Origin of the sequence: Nocardioides sp., from assembly GCF_035503875.1 — a bacterium.
Taxonomy (GTDB): Bacteria; Actinomycetota; Actinomycetes; order Propionibacteriales; family Nocardioidaceae; genus Nocardioides.
This window is the reverse complement of the sequence record NZ_DATJTA010000082.1, coordinates 83,949-101,305: the sequence shown is the minus strand read 5'-3', so window position 1 is coordinate 101,305 and position 17,357 is coordinate 83,949. Positions and strand designations below refer to the sequence as shown.

Below are 17,357 nucleotides of genomic sequence, written 5' to 3'. Positions count from 1 at the left end.
TCGGGCAATCTCCAGTCAGGCCTCCGGGCGCGCGCGAAAGCGCGGCGCGCCGCACAGAGGCTCGTAGTGTTCGTTCGCCTGGGCAGCGCGGGAAACGAGCACGCGCGATGCGCCCAGACATGTGTGCATTTTTGATCTCCGAGGCGGTCATAGTGCGACCACCCCGGATTCGCCGAGTGATCCCTGCGCAAGCCGCGTCATCAGCGGTGGCGCGGCAGGGACCACGTCGGAAACCTCGCGTAGCGCGGTGAGCACGTCGTCCGGCCTGACCGCCGGAGCGGTGTGCCGGACAACCATCCGCAACGCCGTGCCCGCTTCATGATCAGCGCCGCGGCCGACAGCGTTGTCGTCGGCGGCACCGTCGTCTTCAAGTCCGTGCACGTCAAGCGTGACCACGGCAGACCTTGCATCCATTCGCCGCAAGCCCTTGCTGGTGAGACGCTCCACCTGAGCGTGCTCAAGGGCGAGAAACTTCTGTACCACCGGAGTCATGCTGTCCGGTGTGAGGCCGGGAAGAATCACCTGCCACTCGGACGCCGTTAGCCGGCTCGCCGGCAACCCCCCGGCATCCTCAGTGACAGCAATCACGTCTATCCCATCAGGCAGCGCCGCGTTCAGCCGCTCCTCGACGGTGCCCGCCTCGTTCCGGGTGGTCAGCGCGAGGCTCAGGTACTCCGCCTCACTCGCGACCCCGGTCGGGGCTCCTCCCGCGTAGGAGATCTTGGGGTGCGGCGTGAACCCCGCCGAGTACGCCACGGGCAGTCCGGCCCGTCGCACGCCTCGCTCGAAGGCACGCGCCACATCCAAGTGGCTGGCAAAACGCATCTTTCCACGCTTAGCATACCGGATGAGCAGGTGCTGCACCGCAGGTGGCGGCGCCGCGCCGCGCGGTGCAGGTTTAGCCACCGTCATCTCCCACTCGTCAGCACGGGCAGCATGCGCCGGCCGTCCAACCGTTCCCCCGTCGGACCCGTCTGGATCTCCGTACCCATCGCCGGGCATACCCCACACTCATAACACGGAGTCCACCGGCAATCTTCCACTTCGCCGGCGTCGAGGGCGGCCTCCCAGTCCTGCCACAGCCAGTCCCTGTCCAGTCCGGAGTCCAGGTGGTCCCACGGCAGCACCTCGGCGTAGCCGCGCTCCCGCGTCGTGTACCAGTCCAGGTCGACGGGCTCCCCGCCGAGCGCGCGGGCCGCGGCGGCCGTCCAGCGCTCGAACGAGAAGTACTCGCTCCACCCGTCAAAACGAGCCCCGTCCTGCCACGCCGCCAGGATCACCCGCCCCACCCGGCGGTCGCCGCGGGACAGCAGCCCCTCGACCAGTGACGGCGAGCCGTCGTGGTAGCGGAACCCGATCGCCTTGCCGTAGGCCCGGTCGGCGCGCAGCGCCGCCCCGAGCGCGCGCAGCCGCGCGTCCACTGTCTCCGGCGGGCACTGCGCCGCCCACTGGAACGGCGTGTGCGGCTTCGGCACGAACCCGCCGATCGAGACCGTGCACCGGATGTCGCGGCGCCCGGTCGCCTGACGGCCAGCCGCGATCACGCGCTTCGCCAGGTCCGCGATGGCCAGCACGTCGTCGTCGGTCTCGGTCGGCAGGCCGCACATGAAGTACAGCTTGACCTGCCGCCACCCCGACGAGTAGGCGGTCGTCACGGTCCTGATCAGGTCGTCTTCGGTCACCATCTTGTTGATGACCGCCCGCATCCGCTCCGAGCCGCCCTCGGGCGCGAACGTGAGCCCGGACCGCTTCCCGTTCCGCGAAAGCTCGTCGGCGAGCGTCACGTTGAAGGCGTCCACCCGGGTAGACGGCAGCGAGAGCCCGACGTTGGAGCCCTCGTAGCAGTCGGCCAGGTCGACCGCGATCTCGTTGATCTCGCTGTGGTCGGCGCTGGACAGCGACAGCAGGCCCACCTCGGCGAACCCGGTCGCCGCGACCCCGGACTCGACCATCTTCCCGACCGTGGTGATCGACCGTTCCCGCACCGGCCTGGTGATCATGCCGGCCTGGCAGAACCGGCAGCCGCGGGTGCAGCCGCGGAAGATCTCCACCGAGAACCGCTCGTGCACGGTCTCCGCGAGCGGGACCAGCGGCTTGGCGGGGTACGGCCAGGCGTCGAGGTCCATCAGGGTGTGCTTGCGCACCCGGTGCGGGACGCCCGGGACGGTGGGGACGACGGCCTCGATGGCCCCGTCGGCGGCGTACGACACCTCGTGGAAGCGCGGGACGTAGATGTTGCCGCTGACCGCGAGCCGGCGCAGCAGCTCGTCACGGGCGCTGGGCATCTCGCCGGCGGGGCGGCCCTCGGCCTTCCAGTCGCGGACCACCTCCGAGATTGCCAGCACGACCTCCTCGCCGTCGCCCAGGACGGCGGCGTCGATGAAGTCGGCGATCGGCTCGGGGTTGAACGCGGCGTGCCCGCCCGCCAGCACGATCGGGTCCTCGTCGGTGCGGTCGGCAGTGTGCAGCGCGATGCCCGCGAGGTCGAGCGCGGTGAGCATGTTGGTGTAGCCGAGCTCGGTGGAGAAGCTCAGGCCGAAGACGTCGAAGGACCGCACCGGACGGTGGGCGTCGACGGTGAACTGCGGGATCGGACCCTGCTCGTCGCCCGCGCGGAGCACGGCCTCCATGTCCGGCCACACGGCGTACGTGCGCTCGGCGACGATCCAGTCCCGCTCGTTGAGCACTTCGTAGAGGATCTGCACGCCCTGGTTCGGCAGCCCGACCTCGTAGGCGTCGGGGTACATCAGCGCCCACCGGACGGTCTCGCCCTCCGGGGCGCAGTCCCACTCCTTGACGGTCGAGTTCAGCTCGCCGCCGACGTACTGGATCGGCTTCGAGACCGACGGGAGGAGGGGCTCGAGCCGAGGGAAGACGGACTCAGGGGCGGGCATGACAGACCTCTCGTACGACGGGAAGTCCCAGCGTACGGCGACCTCGCCGTCACCACGAAAGCCCCGGCACCCGAGGCGCCGTCCACGGCGGTGCCGCTCGTCGGCCGTGGCGGCGACGGCTCCGTAGGGTGCTGCACATGAGGTTCACCGCATGAGCGCATCGGCTGTCCGCGGCAGGTTCCAGTGGACGGTCGCCGTCCCGCTCGCGGCGATGGCGCTCCTCGTCGCGACCTGGACCAACCACGAGCACCCGGTCGTCCTCACCCTCATCGCCGCCTTCCTGGTCGGCGCGGTCCTCGCCTCCGTGCACCACGCCGAGGTCGTCGCGCACCGCGTCGGCGAGCCGTACGGCTCGCTGATCCTGGCGGTCGCGGTCACCGTGATCGAGGTCGGGCTGATCGTCATGCTGATGACCAGCGGCAGCGACGGCACCAGCACCTACGCCCGCGACACCGTCTTCGCGGCGGTGATGATCACCCTCAACGGCATCGTCGGCATCGCGCTGCTGGTCGGCGCGCTGCGCCACCACCTGGTCAGCTTCAACGCCTCCGGCTCCGGCTCGGCGCTGTCGACCGTGGTGGTGCTCGCGGGCGTGACCCTGGTGCTGCCCAGCTTCACGACCTCCGGCCGCGGCCTGGAGTACTCCGCCAGCCAGCTCGCGTTCGCGGCACTCGCCTCGCTCGTGCTGTACGGCGCCTTCGTCTTCACCCAGACCGTCCGCCACCGCGACTTCTTCCTCCCGGTCAGCAGCGACGAGCAGGGCCTGGTGACCGGGCTCCTCGACGAGGACGGCGACGGCCACGCCGACCCGCCGCCGGCCCGTGAGGCCTGGCTCAGCCTCGGCCTGCTCGTGGTCGCCCTGGTCGCCGTGGTCGGCCTGGCCAAGATGCTCTCCCCCACCATCGAGAGCGGCGTGAAGAGCCTGGGCTTCCCGTACGGCGTCGTCGGCGTCGTCATCGCCCTGCTGGTGCTCGCCCCCGAGTCGATCGCGGCGGTCCGCAACGCCAGGCGCGACCGCGTCCAGATCTCCCTCAACCTCGCCTACGGCTCGGCGATGGCCTCCATCGGCCTGACCATCCCGACCATCGCGATCGCCTCCATCTGGCTCGACGGATCGCTCGAGCTGGGCCTCCAGCCGACGCACCTGGTGCTGTTGTTCCTGACGGTCGCGGTCTCGATCCTCACCGTCGCCCAGGGTCGCGCGAAGGCGATGCAGGGCGTGGTCCACCTGGTGCTGCTCGCGGCGTTCGTGTTCCTGACGATCCAGCCCTGATCCACCCGGCGCTCAGGTCGTGCGCAGGTGCTCGGGCTGCAGCGCCTCCAGCAGCCAGGGCCGCAGCACCAGGCTGACCAGCCAGCAGGCCAGCGCGCACGCCGCTCCTGTGACGAGGACGGCCGGGAGGACGAACAGGCCATCTCCTCCGGCCCACGCGGCGTACCCGATCCCGCCGAGGGCCGAGCCCACGACCGACAGGGGGACGGTCGAGACCAGGCACTCCAGGCGTTGGGACTCGCTGACGACCGACATCGGTACGCCCGTGGCCACCAGGGCCGCCATCTCGCGCCGGCGCTCCAGCACCGACTCCGTCAGGTGCACCGCGAGCGAGACCGCGATCGCGACCAGCGCGACGGCGGCGCCCACGGCCGCCACCAGCGCGGGGCCGAGGTAGTAGCCCTCGTCGTACGTCTGGGTCGCGAGGACGTCGGGCACGAAGACCGCGAGGACACCCGCCGTCAGGCCCACCGCGCCCACCGAGGCGGCGGCCCGTCCGGCCGGACGAGGGTCGGCCTGGAGCCGGCGCGCCGCGAGGAGCAGGGCGGGCCGAGCGGTGCGGGACGCGATCGCCCGGGCGACGACGTACGCCGTCCAGGGCGCCAGCCCCGCGATGCCGGCGACCAGGAGCAGGACCATCGCGAGCGACACCGGGTCGGAGTCGCCCGCGACGACCAGCAGTGCCGGGGCGAGGACGATCAGCAGCGCCGACCAGGGTCGCGGTGGCCGGTCGCCCCCGGCCCGGCGCGCGACGTCGAGGTCGACCCGGGACCCCAGCCGGATGCCGACGAGCGCGCCGTACGCACCCGTCAGCAGGATCGCCACCACCGCCCAGGGACCCGGACCCACCGAGGTCGGCACGAGCGTGGTGCCCTCGAGCGTGTGGATCCGACCGAGGAGCCACCACACGGGCACGCCGAGCACGCCGCCCAGCAGGGCCGGCAGTCCCACCTCGACGGCGCCCCAGCGGCGCAGGTCGCGCCGGGTCGCGCCAGCCACCGACAGCGCGGCGAAGCGACGGCGGCGCGCGGTGGTCCCGAGCCGGACCGCCTGGTCGAGCAGCAGCACCAGCGGGAGCGTCAGGACCAGGACGCCGAGGATCGCGCCCGGGCGCGTGCCGGGGTCGCGGACCGCGCCGAGCACCCACTCGTCGCCCGTCCAGGCGGGCTGCTCCCACAGGCGCGCCATCGCGATCGCGACCAGCAGCAGTCCGCTGACGAGCGCGGTCGCGCCGGCCACCAGCGCCGCACGTCCCCAGCCCCCGGCGAGCGCGAGGGTCACGGCCAGGGGCCTCATCGCGAGGCCCCGGCATGCTCCGTCGTGCCGTCGCGCAGGACGACCTCGCGCTCGGCGTGCGCGGCCACCCGGTTGTCGTGGGTGACGACGACCAGCGCGGCTCCGGTCTCCCGGACCGCTCCGAGCAGCACCTCCAGCGTCCGCTCCCCGGTGAGCGTGTCCAACGCACCGGTCGGCTCGTCGGCGAAGACCACCTGGGGGCCGGTGACCAGCGCCCGGGCGATGGCGACCCGCTGCGCCTGCCCACCCGACATCTGGTCCGCCCGCGACTGCGCCACGTCCCCGACCCCGAGGCGGTCCAGCCAGTGCATCGCCGCGGCCCGGGCATCGGTACGCCGCCGCCGCTCGAGCAGGAGCGGGAGGGCGACGTTCTCCAGGGCGGTCAGCTCCGGGACCAGCAGGCCGAACTGCAGCACCAGGCCGAACTCGACGCGCCGCAGCCGGGTGCGCTCGTCGGCAGGCAGGTGGTCGAGCCGGGAACCGCGGTACGTCAGGGTCCCGACCTCGGGCACCAGCACACCCGCGAGGCAGTGCAGCAGCGTGGACTTGCCGCTCCCCGAGGGGCCGGTCACCGCGACGATCTCGCCGGCCCGGACCTCGATCGAGGCCCCGTTCAGGGCGGTCGTCGACCCGAAGGACTTGCGCAGCTCCAGGCCGCTCAGCAGCGGCTCGGGCGTGGGGCTCATCGGTGGCTCCTCGTGTCGTGGTTCGCGACCCGCTCGCGGGCCTCGTCGAGCCAACGGACGTCGGCGTCGAGGTGCATCAGGGCGTGGTCGACGGCGATCCGCTCGCCCACCGACGTGCTGCGCTCCCGCTCGCGCACCAGAGCCCGCATGGCGTCCAGGTGCACGGCCCGCTGGCGGCGCAGGAAGTCGACGGCGTCGGCGCCGGTGTGCACGGCGGTGACCGTCTTGCGGACCAGCTCGTCGGCGACGTACGGGCCGGCGGGCTCAGTGCTCGCCAGCCAGTCCCGGAGGTGCCACTCCCCCTTCGCGGTCAGCGCGTAGACGGTCCGCTCGGGCCCGCCGTCCTGGCTGGTCTCGACGCTCTCCACGAGCCCGTCGCGCTCGAGGCGTCCCAGCGTGGCGTACACCTGGCCGAAGGCCAGCTTCTTCGACGCCGGGAACCGCTCGTCGTGCACGCGCTTGATGTCGTAGCCGTGCGCCGGGCCGGAGGCGAGCACGCCCATCAGAACGGTCGCGAGGGTCATGCGCGCCACTATGCACTCGATCTATTCACCAAGTGAATAGATGTCTGGACCGGGAGTACCGTCGATCCGGACGACAGGTCTCGGAGTCGGTCGCCTGGCCGGGTCCTCGAGGAGAGGTGATCCGATGCGCGCAGTGGTGTTCGAGCAGTACCAGTCCCCGCCCGTCCTCGCCGACGTGGCCAGGCCCGTGCCCGGCGCCGGCGAGGTGCTGCTGAAGGTCGCCGGGGCGGGGGCCTGCCACTCGGACGTCGCGGTCTTCCGCGAGTTCAGCAAGGAGCACGGCCCGGCCCAGCTGCGGCCGTCGTTCGTGCTCGGCCACGAGAACTCGGGCTGGGTCGAGGAGATCGGCCCGGGCGTCGGCGTGGGGATCGAGATCGGCGCGGCGTACCTCGTCTACGGACCGATGGGCTGCGGGCACTGCCCGGCGTGCTCGCGCGGGCAGGACACCTACTGCGAGAACGCCGCGACGATGCCGCACCTCGCCGTCGGGCTGGGGCGCGACGGGGGCATGGCGGAGTACGTCACCGTGCCCGCCCGCAACCTGGTCCCGCTCGGCGACGCCGACCCGGTCGCCGCCGCGCCGCTGTCCGATGCCGGGCTGACGCCGTACCACGCGATCAAGAAGTCGCTGCCCGTGCTGCAACGGGGCGGTGCCACCGCCCTGGTCATCGGCCTGGGCGGCCTCGGCCAGCTCGCCGTGCAGATCATCCGCGCCCTCACCGGCACCACCGTCATCGCCACCGACACCAAGCCGGACGCGATGCGCCGCGCCGAGGACGCCGGCGCGGTCACGGTGCCCGGCGGCCCCGACCAGGCGGCGGCGATCCGTGAGCTCACCGGAGGTCGCGGGGTCGACGCCGTCTTCGACTTCGTCGGGGTGGCGCCCACCATCGCGCTGGCCATGGGCAGCGTCGCGCTGCAGGGCCGAGTCACGGTCGTCGGCATCGCCGGAGGTGCCTACGAGTGGAACTTCTACGGCGTGCCGTACGAGGTCGAGCTCACCAGCACCTACTGGGGCACCATCGAGGAGCTGCACGAGGTGGTCGCGCTCTACCGCAGCGGCGCGATCACGCCCGACGTCGAGGTCTTCCCGCTCGACGACGCGCTCGAGGCGTACCGGCGCCTCGAGGCGGGCGAGCTCTCCGGGCGGGCGGTCGTCGCCCCGCACGGACACGGCTAGCGGACGACTCAGCGCGAGCCGACGAGGCGCACCGGCCGCCGTTCGGCCATCACGTAGCGCGTGGGGGCGGGCGTCGTGGTGCGCAGGTGGATGTTCTGGAGCAGCCCGACGGCGAGCATGCCGGCGAACATCGAGCTGCCGCCGTACGACACGAAGGGCAGGGGTACGCCGGTGACCGGCATGATGCCCAGGCACATGCCGATGTTCTGGAACGCCTGGAAGCCGAACCAGCAGGCGATGCCGGCGGCGGCGACCCGGCCGAAGACGTCGTCGGTGCGCTGGGCGATGAGCAGCGCCCGCCACAGCACGATGCCGAGCAGCGCGATCATCAGGCCCGCGCCGACCAGGCCGAGCTCCTCGCCGGCGACGGTGAAGATGAAGTCGGTGTGCTGCTCGGGCACGAAGCCCGAGCGCGTCTGGGAGCCGTCGAAGAGGCCCTTGCCGAACAGCCCGCCGCTCCCGATGGCGATCCGGGCCTGCTCCACGTTGTAGCCCGCACCCTGGGGGTCGAGGTCCGGATTGGTGAAGGCCAGGAAGCGGTCCACCTGGTAGGGCTTCAGCAGGCCGGCGGAGACCGCCGCGACCGCGGCGGTGACCACGCCGCCGGCGAGCAGGAGGAGCCAGCGACGCGGCGCCCCGGAGACGCCCAGCACGCCGAAGACCGTCGCGCTGAGGACCAGCATGGTCCCGAGGTCGGGCTGCAGGATGATCAGGACGGCCGGCACCCCGGCCACCACGAGCATCAGCACGACGTCGGTCAGTCCGACCCGCGCCCGCCATTGCCCCGCGGCGCGCTCGGCGAGCACCAGCGCCATGCCGATCACGACGGCGAGCTTCGCGAACTCCGCCGGCTGGATCGACATCCCGCCGACCATCAGCCACGACTTCGAGCCGTTCACCGTGGTGCCCATCACGAGCACCAACACGAGGCCCGCGATCGAGGCCAGGTAGACCAGCGGCGCCACCAGCCGCACCCAGCGATGGTCGGCGGCGATGACCACGAGGAGCAGCACCACTCCGATGGCGACGTTGACCACCTGCTTGCGCAGGAACGCCGTGGGGTCGCCGCCGGTGAGGTCGTCGCGTGCCGAGGTGGCCGACCAGACGAGCAGGGTGCCGATCGTGACGAGGCCGACGACGGCCAGCATCAGCAGCCAGTCGATGCGGGGTGCGCGGGAGGTGCTCATCGCTCGCCCTTCCTGGTCGGGACCGGGGGCACGATCGAGCCGTCGTCGGTGAACTCCGGGAGACCTGCCGGGGCCGTGGTGCCGGGGATGGCGGCCTTGCCGGGGACGACCTTGTCGCCGACGACGCCGTACAGCGACTCGTAGATCGCGCGGATCGCCTCGCCCGTCGTCCCGGAGCCGGTGCCGCCCTGGCTGACCATCATCACGACGACGTAGTCGTCGGAGTACGACGCGACCCAGGAGGTCGACTGCTTGCCGTAGACCTCGGCCGAGCCGGTCTTCGAGCGGACCCGGACGTCGTCCAGGGGGAAGCCGGTGAGCTTCCAGGACATGGTGCCCTGGCGGGAGACGCCCTGGAGGGCCTGGTCGATGTAGGACAGGACGTTCTTCGGCAACCCGACCGTGCCCGCCTTCTTCGGCCGGATCTTCTTGATCACCTCGCCGTCGGGGCCGACCACGGCCTTGCCGACCCGCGGCTCGAAGAGGGTGCCGCCGTTCGCGAGGGCGCCGTACGCCCGGGCGAGCTGGAGCGGCGTCACGATCGTGTCGCCCTGGCCGATGGCGAAGTTCACCGCGTCGCCGGCGCGGTAGGCGAAGCCCTCGATGCAGAACTCGCGCGCGAACTTGTAGACGAAGTCGCTGGTCTTGCCGTCCTGTGACTTCTCCGAGATGCCGCAGTAGTAGTCCTTCATGGACTCGTAGTAGGCGCGCTTCCACTTGCGGTCGGCGATCCGGCCGGAGGCCTCGCCCGGCAGGTCGAGCCCGGTCTCGGCGCCGAAGCCGAACTTCTTGGCCTCGCTGACCAACGGGTCCTTGGCGTTCACGTCGTCGACGTCCGAGCCGAGGCGGCGCCAGAAGTCGTACCCGATCCGGTAGAAGAAGGTGTTGCAGGAGACCTCGAGGGCCTTGTCGAAGCCGATCACGCCGTACGCGCCGGACTCGTAGTTCTTGAAGACCCGGTTGCCGACCTGGAAGCCCGACGAGCAGGCCAGCCGGCTGTCGGTGGAGTAGCCGTGGGTGAGCGCGCCCGCCGTCATGAACGGCTTCCACGTCGACCCCGGCGCGAACTGGCCCTGGGTCGCACGGCCGAGCAGCGGCGTGCCGGCGTCCTCCGAGTAGAGCCGGGCGAGCTGCTTCTTGGAGATCCCGCCCACCCAGACCTCGGGGTCGTACGTCGGCTGGCTGGCCATCGCGACCACCCGGCCGGTCTTCGCCTCCAGCACGACCGCCGCCCCCGAGTCGGCGACGTAGTTGCGCTTGGTGACCGGGTCGCGGGTCGCCCGGGCGCGCGCGATGGTGTCGGCGAGCTGCTTCTCGACGACGCCCTGCACCTTGGCGTCGATCGAGGTGACCAGGGTGCTGCCGGGCTCCGCCTCGACCTCGCTGTCGTCGCCCAGCACCCGACCCATCGAGTCGACGGCCACCCGCTGGTAGCCGGGCATGCCGCGCAGCCAGGCGTCGTACTGCTGCTCGACGCCGGCGCGGCCGACGGTCGAGGCGCCGTTGAGCGAGGTGTCCTCGTCGGCCTCGGCCCGGTCGAACTCGTCCTCGGTGATCGGGCTGAGGTAGCCCAGGACGTGGGCCAGGTTGACCCCGAACGGGCGCGGGTAGGCGCGCACCGTCTGCTGCTCGGCGAGCACCGCCGGGAAGTCCTCGGGCTGCTCGAGCACGCGCAGGGCGACGTCCTGTGCGACGTCGGTGGCGACGGGGACCGGCTGGTACGGCGAGCCGTTCCAGCACTCCCCCGCGACGGATCCCTCCTCGCCGCAGGTGACCAGCGCCCGCTCCATCCGCGCGACCCGGACGCCCACGACGTCGGCGAGCCGCTTCAGGAGCTGGCGCTGCCGCTCCTCGCCCATCCTGCCGAACAGGGTGCGGTCGACCGAGACCACCCAGGAGGTGCGGTTGGTGACCAGCGGCCGGCCCTGGGCGTCGACGATCAGGCCGCGCTGCGGCTGCACCACCACCTCGCGGACCGACTGCGAGGCCGCCTGGGCGGTGTACTCGTCGCCGGTGACGACCTGCAGGTAGTACAGGCGAGCGAGCAGGGTCGCGAAGAGCGAGAAGACCAGGGCCTGGACGACGACCAGCCGGAGCCGGCTGCGGCGCGACCCCTCGGCGGAGGCGGCCATCAGCAGGCCCTCATCGCGCGTAGGCCCGGTCGGGCTCCAGGCGCTGGAACAGCGTGGTCACCAGCGGCAGCACGAGCGGCGTGAGCAGCACGTCCCAGAGCACGGCGATGCCGATCACCCCGAGCAGCTCCCCGACGCCTGCCGAGGTGTCGCGCAGGACCAGGCCGGAGATCGCGAAGACCGAGGTGCCGACGAACGAGCAGGCGGCGACGGTGGCGACGACCGCCGTCGCGGTGGGACGTACGTCGGGACGCATCCGGCCGGCGACGTACCCGACGACGACCAGGGCGAGCGCCCAGCGGCCGGCGAGGTGGTCGGCGGGCGGGGCCAGGTCGAGCAGCACGCCGGCGCCGAAGCCGAGCAGCATCGCGAACTGGGTGCCGCGCATCAGCGCGGAACCGACGACCACCAGCAGGCACAGGTTGGGGACCACGCCGGCCCAGGCGATGTGCGGGAACAGCGTGACCTGCAGGATCAGCGCGACCGTGACCGCGGCGAGCGCGACCAGGGCGCGGACGCCGTTCACTCGAGGCTCCCGTCGGCCTCGATGACGGAGCGGTCGCTGCTGCTGCCGGAGGGCACGACGACGCCCACGACGTCGAGCGCGCCGAAGTCGACGTACGGCTCGATGACCGCGCGCTGCGAGGAGTCGCGGAGGTTGGAGTAGACGGTGGTGACCTTGCCGACCGGGACGCCGGCGACGTACGGCGCGCCGCCCTCGCTGCCCCAGGCGACGACCGAGTCGCCCTCGGTCGGGACGACGGACTCGTCGACCAGCTCGAGGTCGAGGCGGGCGTCGTCGCCGATCGAGCCGCGGCCGTGCAGGAAGCCGACCTGCATGCTGCGGCCGATCCGGCCGCCGACCACCGAGTCGGCGTCGACGAGGAGCAGCACGGTCGCGGTGGTGCGGGTGACCCGCAGGATCCGGCCGACCAGCCCGTCGTCGTTGAGCACCGTCATGTCGGCGCGCAGCCCGGAGTCCGAGCCGGCGTCGATGGTGACGGTGTCGGAGAACGACTGCGAGGCACCGAGGCCGACCACCCGGGCCGGCACCAGCGCGAAGCCGAGGTCGGAGGCGGCGGCCGTGAGGCCGTCGTACTCCTGGAGGCGGTTGCGGTCGTAGTCGGCCCGGTTGGCCTCCGCGCGCAGCCGGGCGTTCTCGGCCTCGAGGTCGGCGATCTCGTCCTTCATCCCGTCGCGGGTGCGGAACCAGTCGGGGACCGAGGTGAAGGGTCGCAGGACGGTGCTGGTGCCGCTCTCGACCGGTCCGACGACCTCGCCGACCATCCGGCGGGCGCCCTCCACGGGCGAGCCGTCGCCGCCGCGGGCGTCGAGGATCATCAGGCTCAGGCAGGCGAGGACCAGCGCGACCACGAGGGACGTCGGCGGTCGCCGTCGGTCGCCGTCGAGCCGGTCCGTGCTGCGCCAGCGCTGCTCGCGCCGGTCGAGCCTGCTCCGCTGATCGAGGGCCATCAGAAGCGCCTCGGCTCCGAGACCAGCACCTGCTGGAGCGCCTCGAACTCCTCGACGCAGCGGCCGGCGCCCTGGGCGACCGAGCTCAACGGCTCCTCGGCGACGTGGACGGGCATGCCGGTCTCGTGGCGCAGCCGCTCGTCGAGGCCGCGCAGCAGGGCGCCGCCGCCGGTCAGCACGATGCCGCGGTCCATGATGTCGCCGGCCAGCTCGGGCGGGGTCTGGTCGAGGGTCGCGCGGACGGCGTCGACGATGGCGTGCAGCGGCTCTTCGAGGGCCTGGCGGACCTCGGCGCTGGAGACCACGACGGTGCGCGGCAGCCCGGAGATCATGTCGCGACCGCGGATCTCGGCCTCGGGCTCGTCGGGCAGCGGGAACGCCGAGCCGAGGGTCATCTTGACCTCCTCGGCGGTGCGCTCGCCGAGCATGAGGGAGTACTCCTTCTTCATCCACGCGACGATCGCCTGGTCCAGGTCGTCGCCGGCGGTGCGGATGGAGAGGCTGGTGACGATGCCACCGAGGGAGATCACGGCGACCTCGGTGGTGCCGCCGCCGATGTCGACGACCATGTTGCCGGTGGCCTGGTGCACGGGCAGGCCGGAGCCGATCGCCGCGGCCATCGGCTCCTCGATGATGTAGACCCGGCGGGCGCCGGCCTGGTAGCCGGCCTCCTTCACCGCGCGCTGCTCCACCGCGGTGATGCCGCTCGGGACGCAGATGACCATCCGCGGCTTGGCGAAGTACCGCCGGCGGTGCACCTGGTGGATGAAGTAGCGCAGCATCTGCTCGGTCGCCTCGAAGTCGGCGATCACGCCGTCCTTCAGGGGCCGGATGGCGGCGATGTTGTCCGGCGTACGGCCGATCATCCGCTTCGCCTCGTGGCCGACGGCGAGGATCTCGCCGGTGCTGTCGTTCAGGGCGACGACGCTGGGCTCGTCCAGCAGCACGCCCTTGCCGCGGACATAGACCAGCGTGTTGGCGGTGCCGAGGTCGACGGCCATGTCGCGGCCGAAGAAGCTGTTCGCCATGCCGGTGCCTCGCAGGGTGCGTCGTACGTCGGGGAAGTGAGGCCTCCCCCACACGCGACGGTTCGGCCCTGCGAGCGAGCCTAGATTTCAGGCGGCCCCGATCCGGGACGCCACGCCGAGACGCCTGTGACTCCCGTGACTCCTGTGACGACCCACGTCGAGTCGGCAGAAGTTCACGTCAGACCTGACGGCAAGTTCTGCCGACTCGACGCGCAAGTTCTGCCGACTCGGCGTCAGAGGGTGGGGAACCAGATGCCGATCTCGCGGGCGGCGGACTCCTCGGAGTCGGAGCCGTGCACGAGGTTCTGCTGGACGGCGAGGCCCCAGTCGCGACCCAGGTCGCCGCGGATGGTGCCGGGCGCGGCCGTCGTGGGGTCGGTGGTGCCGGCCAGGGAGCGGAAGCCCTCGATGCAGCGCTCCCCCTCGAGCACCAGCGCGACGACCGGCCCGGAGAGCATGAAGTCGACGAGGGGCTGGTAGAACGGCTTGCCCTCGTGCTCGGCGTAGTGCTCGGCGAGCAGCTCGGGGGTGGCGGTCCGGAGGTCGAGCGCCACGATCGAGTAGCCCTTCGCCTCGATGCGGCGGACGACCTCGCCGACCAGGCTGCGGCGGACGGCGTCGGGCTTGAGCAGGACCAGGGTGCGCTGGGTCATGCCGCGAGGCTATCGGGCGGAGTACGACGCCGCGCGTCGGGCCACGTCGTCCGGCACCCGGTCGTGCGAGTCCTCCCCCGACACCGCGCCGGTGGAGACGCGGCGCAGCGGGATGTGCCCGCCCCACACCCCCGCCTCGACGTCGGACGGCTCGTCGACCGGGCCGCCGGCCCGCGCCTTCATCGACGCCTCGTGCAGCGGTACGGCGAGCACGGCCGTCGCGGCGAGCTCCTTGCGGGTGCTGGCGCGCAGCGTGGCGGCGCGTCCGGGGACCATGTGGTCGACGATCAGGTCCAGCGCTCGCGCCCGCTCCGCCTCGTCGTCCACGACGCGCGCCGGCCCGATCACGACCGCGGAGCAGTAGTTCATCGAGTGGTGGAACGCCGAGCGGCCCGCGACCAGGCCGTCCAGCTCGGTCACCGTCACGCAGACCGTGGCGCCGGCGGCCTGCCGCAGCCAGCCGGCGGCGACGGACCCGTGGACGTAGAGGCTGCCGCCCTCGTCCGGGCCGTGGAGGTCGACCGCGTACGCCGTCGGGAGCACCAGCGGGTGGTCGCCGACGACGACGCCGAGGTGGGCGACCAGGGCGTCGGCGAGGAACCGGTGCAGCTCGTCGCGGTCGGACACCATGCGGTTGCGCCCGCGGGTCACGGTCGTGCGGTCGGTCGGGGAGAGCTGCGCGGTGGTCATGACACCATGCTGGTCGACAAGTGGCCCGCACACACGGGCCAATCTCCAGCCACTTGGACAGGACACTCGTGACCACCCTCGCCGTCACCCTCGACCGCGCCGACGCGCGGCCGCTCGGCACCCAGCTGGCCGACCAGGTCCGCCGCCAGGTCACCGACGGCCGGCTCGTCGCGGGCGACCGGCTCCCGAGCAGCCGTGCGCTGGCGACCGAGCTCGGCGTCGCCCGGGCCGTCACCGAGCAGGCCTACGGCCAGCTGGTCGCGGAGGGCTGGCTGGAGGGACGGCACGGCAGCGGCACGTTCGTCTCCGCGGGCAGCCCGCTCGGACGGCCGGCCCGGGCGCGTCGTACTCCCCCGCCGGCGGACGCCGGGCTGGTCCGCCTGGACGCCGGGACCCCCTGGATCGACCCGCGGTACGCCGCCTCCTGGCGCCGCGCCTGGCGCGACGTCGCCGCCGCCCGTCCGCCCCGGGGGTACGACGACCCGCGCGGCCTGCCCGAGCTCCGCGTGGAGCTCGCCGCGCGTCTGGGCCGGACCCGCGGCCTGGAGTGCGACCCCGACGAGGTGCTGGTCGCCGCCGGCACGACCGACGGGCTGCGCCACCTGCTGGGCGAGCTGCCGCCGGGCGCCGTGGCGATCGAGGACCCGGGCTACCGCTCGGCCGTCGCCACCGCCCGGCTCGCCGGCCGCGAGGTCCGCGACGTCCCCGCGCTCGAGCCGGTGACGGACCTGAGCGGCTGCGCGGCGGCGTACGTCACCCCCGCCCACCAGCACCCGCTCGGCCCGACCATGCCCGGCAGCGCCCGGCTCGACCTCCTCGACGCGGCCCGGACGGCGGGCGCCGTCGTCGTCGAGGACGACTACGACTCCGAGTTCCGGTACGACGTCGCGCCCGTGCCCGCCCTGGCCAGCCTCGACCGCGACCGCGTCGCCTACCTCGGCACCGCCAGCAAGTCGGTCGCGCCGAGCATGCGGCTGGGCTGGCTGGTCCCGCCGCCCGACCTCCTCGACGCGCTCGACCGGACCCGCCGGATCACCCACGACACGGCGTCCTGGCCGGTGCAGCGCGCGTTCCTCTCCCTGCTGCGCGACGGGTACGTCGACAAGGTGGTCCGCTCCGCGCGCCGGGTGTACGCCGACCGGGCCGCGCGGGTGGCCAGCGCCCTGGCGCCGTACGCCCTGCCGCGGGGACCGGTCGCCGGGATGTACGCGACCGTCGAGCTGCCGCCCGACGCGACCCGCCGGGCGATCGCGGCGGCCCGACGGGCGGGCTTCGAGGTGCCGCCGCTCACGGACTACTGCCGCGGCCAGGTGCGGCACGGGCTGGTGGTCGGCTTCGGCGGCTGCACCGACGCCGAGCTCGACGCCGCGCTCGCCGCTCTGGTGCGCGGGCTCGAGAGCTAAGAGCGCGCCACCGCCTGCACCCGCTCCATCAGGGCGCGGATCGCCGGCACCCCTTCGGCCCCCGGCCGGTGCACCATCCCGACGTGCCGCTCGCCGAACGCTCGCGAGCGTCGTACGACGACCTCGGGGTGACGGAAGGCGCGCAGGGCCAGGTCGGGGAGCACGGTGACGCCGAGCCCGTGCGCGACCAGGTTCTGCACCACGACGTAGTCGTCGCTCTCGTGCAGCAGCCGGGGCTCGAAGCCGGCCGTCCGGCAGCGGTCCAGCAGGTGCTGACGGCAGCGCTCGCAGCCGGCCACCCACCCCTGCTCGGCCAGCCACCCGGTGCCGATCCGCGCCGGCACGCGGCCGGTGGCCGGGAGCACGAGGTGCATCGGCTCGACGTGCAGCGGGACCCACGCCAGCGACCCGTCGTCGACGGGCGGGCCGTCGTACGCGAAGACCAGGGCGACGTCGACCTCGCCGGCCAGCACCGCGGACCAGGCCTCGGGCGGCTCGGTCTCGACGAGGGTCACCTGCACGCCCGCGTGGTCCGCGTGCAGCGCGCGCACGGCGGGCGGCACCAGGGTCGCGGCGGCCGAGGGGAACGCCGCGAGCCGGACCGTCCCCGCGCGCAGGTCGGCGAGCGCCCCGAGCTCCTCCTCCGCCTGGTGCAGCGCGCTGTGGACGGCGTCCGCGCGGGCGAGCAGGGCGGTGCCGGCCTCGGTGAGGCTGGTGCCGCGGGCGGTGCGCACCAGCAGCGGGCCGCCGGCCTCCCGCTCGAGCTGCCGCAGCTGCTGGCTGACCGCCGACTGGGTCGTGCCGAGGTCGCGCGCGGCGGCGCTCAGCGAGCCGGCGCGGGCGACGGTGCGGAAGAGCAGGACGCGGCGAGGATCCACACCCCCCATTAGAACCGCTAAGAGAAGCCACCGGCAATCACAGTCTTCCTACCAGCCTCC

General features: G+C 72.9%; 16 protein-coding genes. 3 read left to right on the top strand and 13 right to left on the bottom strand.

Translation table 11 applies throughout. The features are described 5' to 3' along the window. Window positions 1-147 precede the first annotated feature (147 nt). Window positions 148-912 carry a TIGR03936 family radical SAM-associated protein gene (locus VMF51_RS19710; protein WP_325476168.1) on the bottom strand — a complete coding sequence of 255 codons (765 nt, stop codon included), beginning with the start codon at window positions 910-912 and terminating at the stop codon, window positions 148-150. Beyond that, complete coding sequence (locus VMF51_RS19705) at window positions 909-2,894, bottom strand: TIGR03960 family B12-binding radical SAM protein (protein ID WP_325476167.1); 1,986 nt, start codon at window positions 2,892-2,894, stop codon at window positions 909-911. Before VMF51_RS19705 ends, VMF51_RS19710 begins: the two co-directional genes overlap by 4 nt. 151 nt (window positions 2,895-3,045) lie before the next feature. On the opposite strand from VMF51_RS19705, the gene VMF51_RS19700 reads away from it, so the two are divergent. Then, window positions 3,046-4,167, top strand: coding sequence for an ionic transporter y4hA (locus tag VMF51_RS19700; RefSeq protein WP_325476166.1), 1,122 nt, complete (start codon window positions 3,046-3,048; stop codon window positions 4,165-4,167). A gap of 12 nt (window positions 4,168-4,179) precedes the next feature. On the opposite strand, the gene VMF51_RS19695 is transcribed toward VMF51_RS19700, so the two are convergent. Genes VMF51_RS19695 through VMF51_RS19685 form a run of 3 tightly spaced genes read right to left on the bottom strand, consistent with a single transcriptional unit; the run spans window position 4,180 to window position 6,673 of the window. Next, a complete protein-coding gene (locus tag VMF51_RS19695) occupies window positions 4,180-5,463 on the bottom strand; it encodes an FtsX-like permease family protein (protein WP_325476165.1) in 1,284 nt (427 codons plus the stop codon). Further along, a complete protein-coding gene (locus VMF51_RS19690; protein WP_325476164.1) occupies window positions 5,460-6,149 on the bottom strand; it encodes an ABC transporter ATP-binding protein in 690 nt (229 codons plus the stop codon). The genes VMF51_RS19695 and VMF51_RS19690 overlap by 4 nt, the downstream gene beginning before the upstream one ends. Continuing rightward, window positions 6,146-6,673 (bottom strand): PadR family transcriptional regulator, encoded by a 528-nt coding sequence (locus VMF51_RS19685; RefSeq protein ID WP_325476163.1) that lies wholly within the window; start codon window positions 6,671-6,673, stop codon window positions 6,146-6,148. The genes VMF51_RS19690 and VMF51_RS19685 overlap by 4 nt, the downstream gene beginning before the upstream one ends. Window positions 6,674-6,797: 124 nt before the next feature. On the opposite strand from VMF51_RS19685, the gene VMF51_RS19680 reads away from it, so the two are divergent. After that, the gene (locus tag VMF51_RS19680; RefSeq protein ID WP_325476162.1) at window positions 6,798-7,853 is read left to right on the top strand and encodes an NAD(P)-dependent alcohol dehydrogenase; all 1,056 of its coding nucleotides are present in this window, start codon (window positions 6,798-6,800) and stop codon (window positions 7,851-7,853) included. A gap of 8 nt (window positions 7,854-7,861) precedes the next feature. On the opposite strand, the gene rodA is transcribed toward VMF51_RS19680, so the two are convergent. The 7 genes from rodA to VMF51_RS19645 all read right to left on the bottom strand — a co-directional run bounded on the left by rodA (window position 7,862) and on the right by VMF51_RS19645 (window position 15,016). Then, on the bottom strand, window positions 7,862-9,040 hold the full coding sequence (gene rodA, locus VMF51_RS19675; protein WP_325476161.1) for a rod shape-determining protein RodA: 1,179 nt from the start codon (window positions 9,038-9,040) through the stop codon (window positions 7,862-7,864). After that, the gene (gene mrdA, locus VMF51_RS19670) at window positions 9,037-11,172 is read right to left on the bottom strand and encodes a penicillin-binding protein 2 (RefSeq protein WP_325476160.1); all 2,136 of its coding nucleotides are present in this window, start codon (window positions 11,170-11,172) and stop codon (window positions 9,037-9,039) included. Before mrdA ends, rodA begins: the two co-directional genes overlap by 4 nt. A gap of 10 nt (window positions 11,173-11,182) precedes the next feature. Beyond that, window positions 11,183-11,698, bottom strand: coding sequence for a rod shape-determining protein MreD (gene mreD / locus VMF51_RS19665; protein ID WP_325476159.1), 516 nt, complete (start codon window positions 11,696-11,698; stop codon window positions 11,183-11,185). Continuing rightward, entirely contained in the window at window positions 11,695-12,645 is a 951-nt protein-coding gene (gene mreC / locus VMF51_RS19660; protein WP_325476158.1) for a rod shape-determining protein MreC, read from the bottom strand. Before mreC ends, mreD begins: the two co-directional genes overlap by 4 nt. Beyond that, a complete protein-coding gene (locus VMF51_RS19655) occupies window positions 12,645-13,673 on the bottom strand; it encodes a rod shape-determining protein (RefSeq protein ID WP_325476157.1) in 1,029 nt (342 codons plus the stop codon). The genes mreC and VMF51_RS19655 overlap by 1 nt, the downstream gene beginning before the upstream one ends. 233 nt (window positions 13,674-13,906) lie before the next feature. Beyond that, on the bottom strand, window positions 13,907-14,326 hold the full coding sequence (gene ndk, locus VMF51_RS19650; protein ID WP_325476156.1) for a nucleoside-diphosphate kinase: 420 nt from the start codon (window positions 14,324-14,326) through the stop codon (window positions 13,907-13,909). 9 nt (window positions 14,327-14,335) lie between these two features. Then, a complete protein-coding gene (locus VMF51_RS19645) occupies window positions 14,336-15,016 on the bottom strand; it encodes a pyridoxamine 5'-phosphate oxidase family protein (protein WP_325476155.1) in 681 nt (226 codons plus the stop codon). Between the two features lie 68 nt (window positions 15,017-15,084). Between VMF51_RS19645 and VMF51_RS19640 the strand changes: the two genes are divergently transcribed. Further along, window positions 15,085-16,419, top strand: coding sequence for a PLP-dependent aminotransferase family protein (locus tag VMF51_RS19640; protein WP_325476154.1), 1,335 nt, complete (start codon window positions 15,085-15,087; stop codon window positions 16,417-16,419). On the opposite strand, the gene VMF51_RS19635 is transcribed toward VMF51_RS19640, so the two are convergent. After that, window positions 16,416-17,297 (bottom strand): LysR family transcriptional regulator, encoded by an 882-nt coding sequence (locus VMF51_RS19635; protein WP_325476153.1) that lies wholly within the window; start codon window positions 17,295-17,297, stop codon window positions 16,416-16,418. The two genes, VMF51_RS19640 and VMF51_RS19635, sit on opposite strands and share 4 nt — an antisense overlap. Window positions 17,298-17,357: the final 60 nt, after the last annotated feature.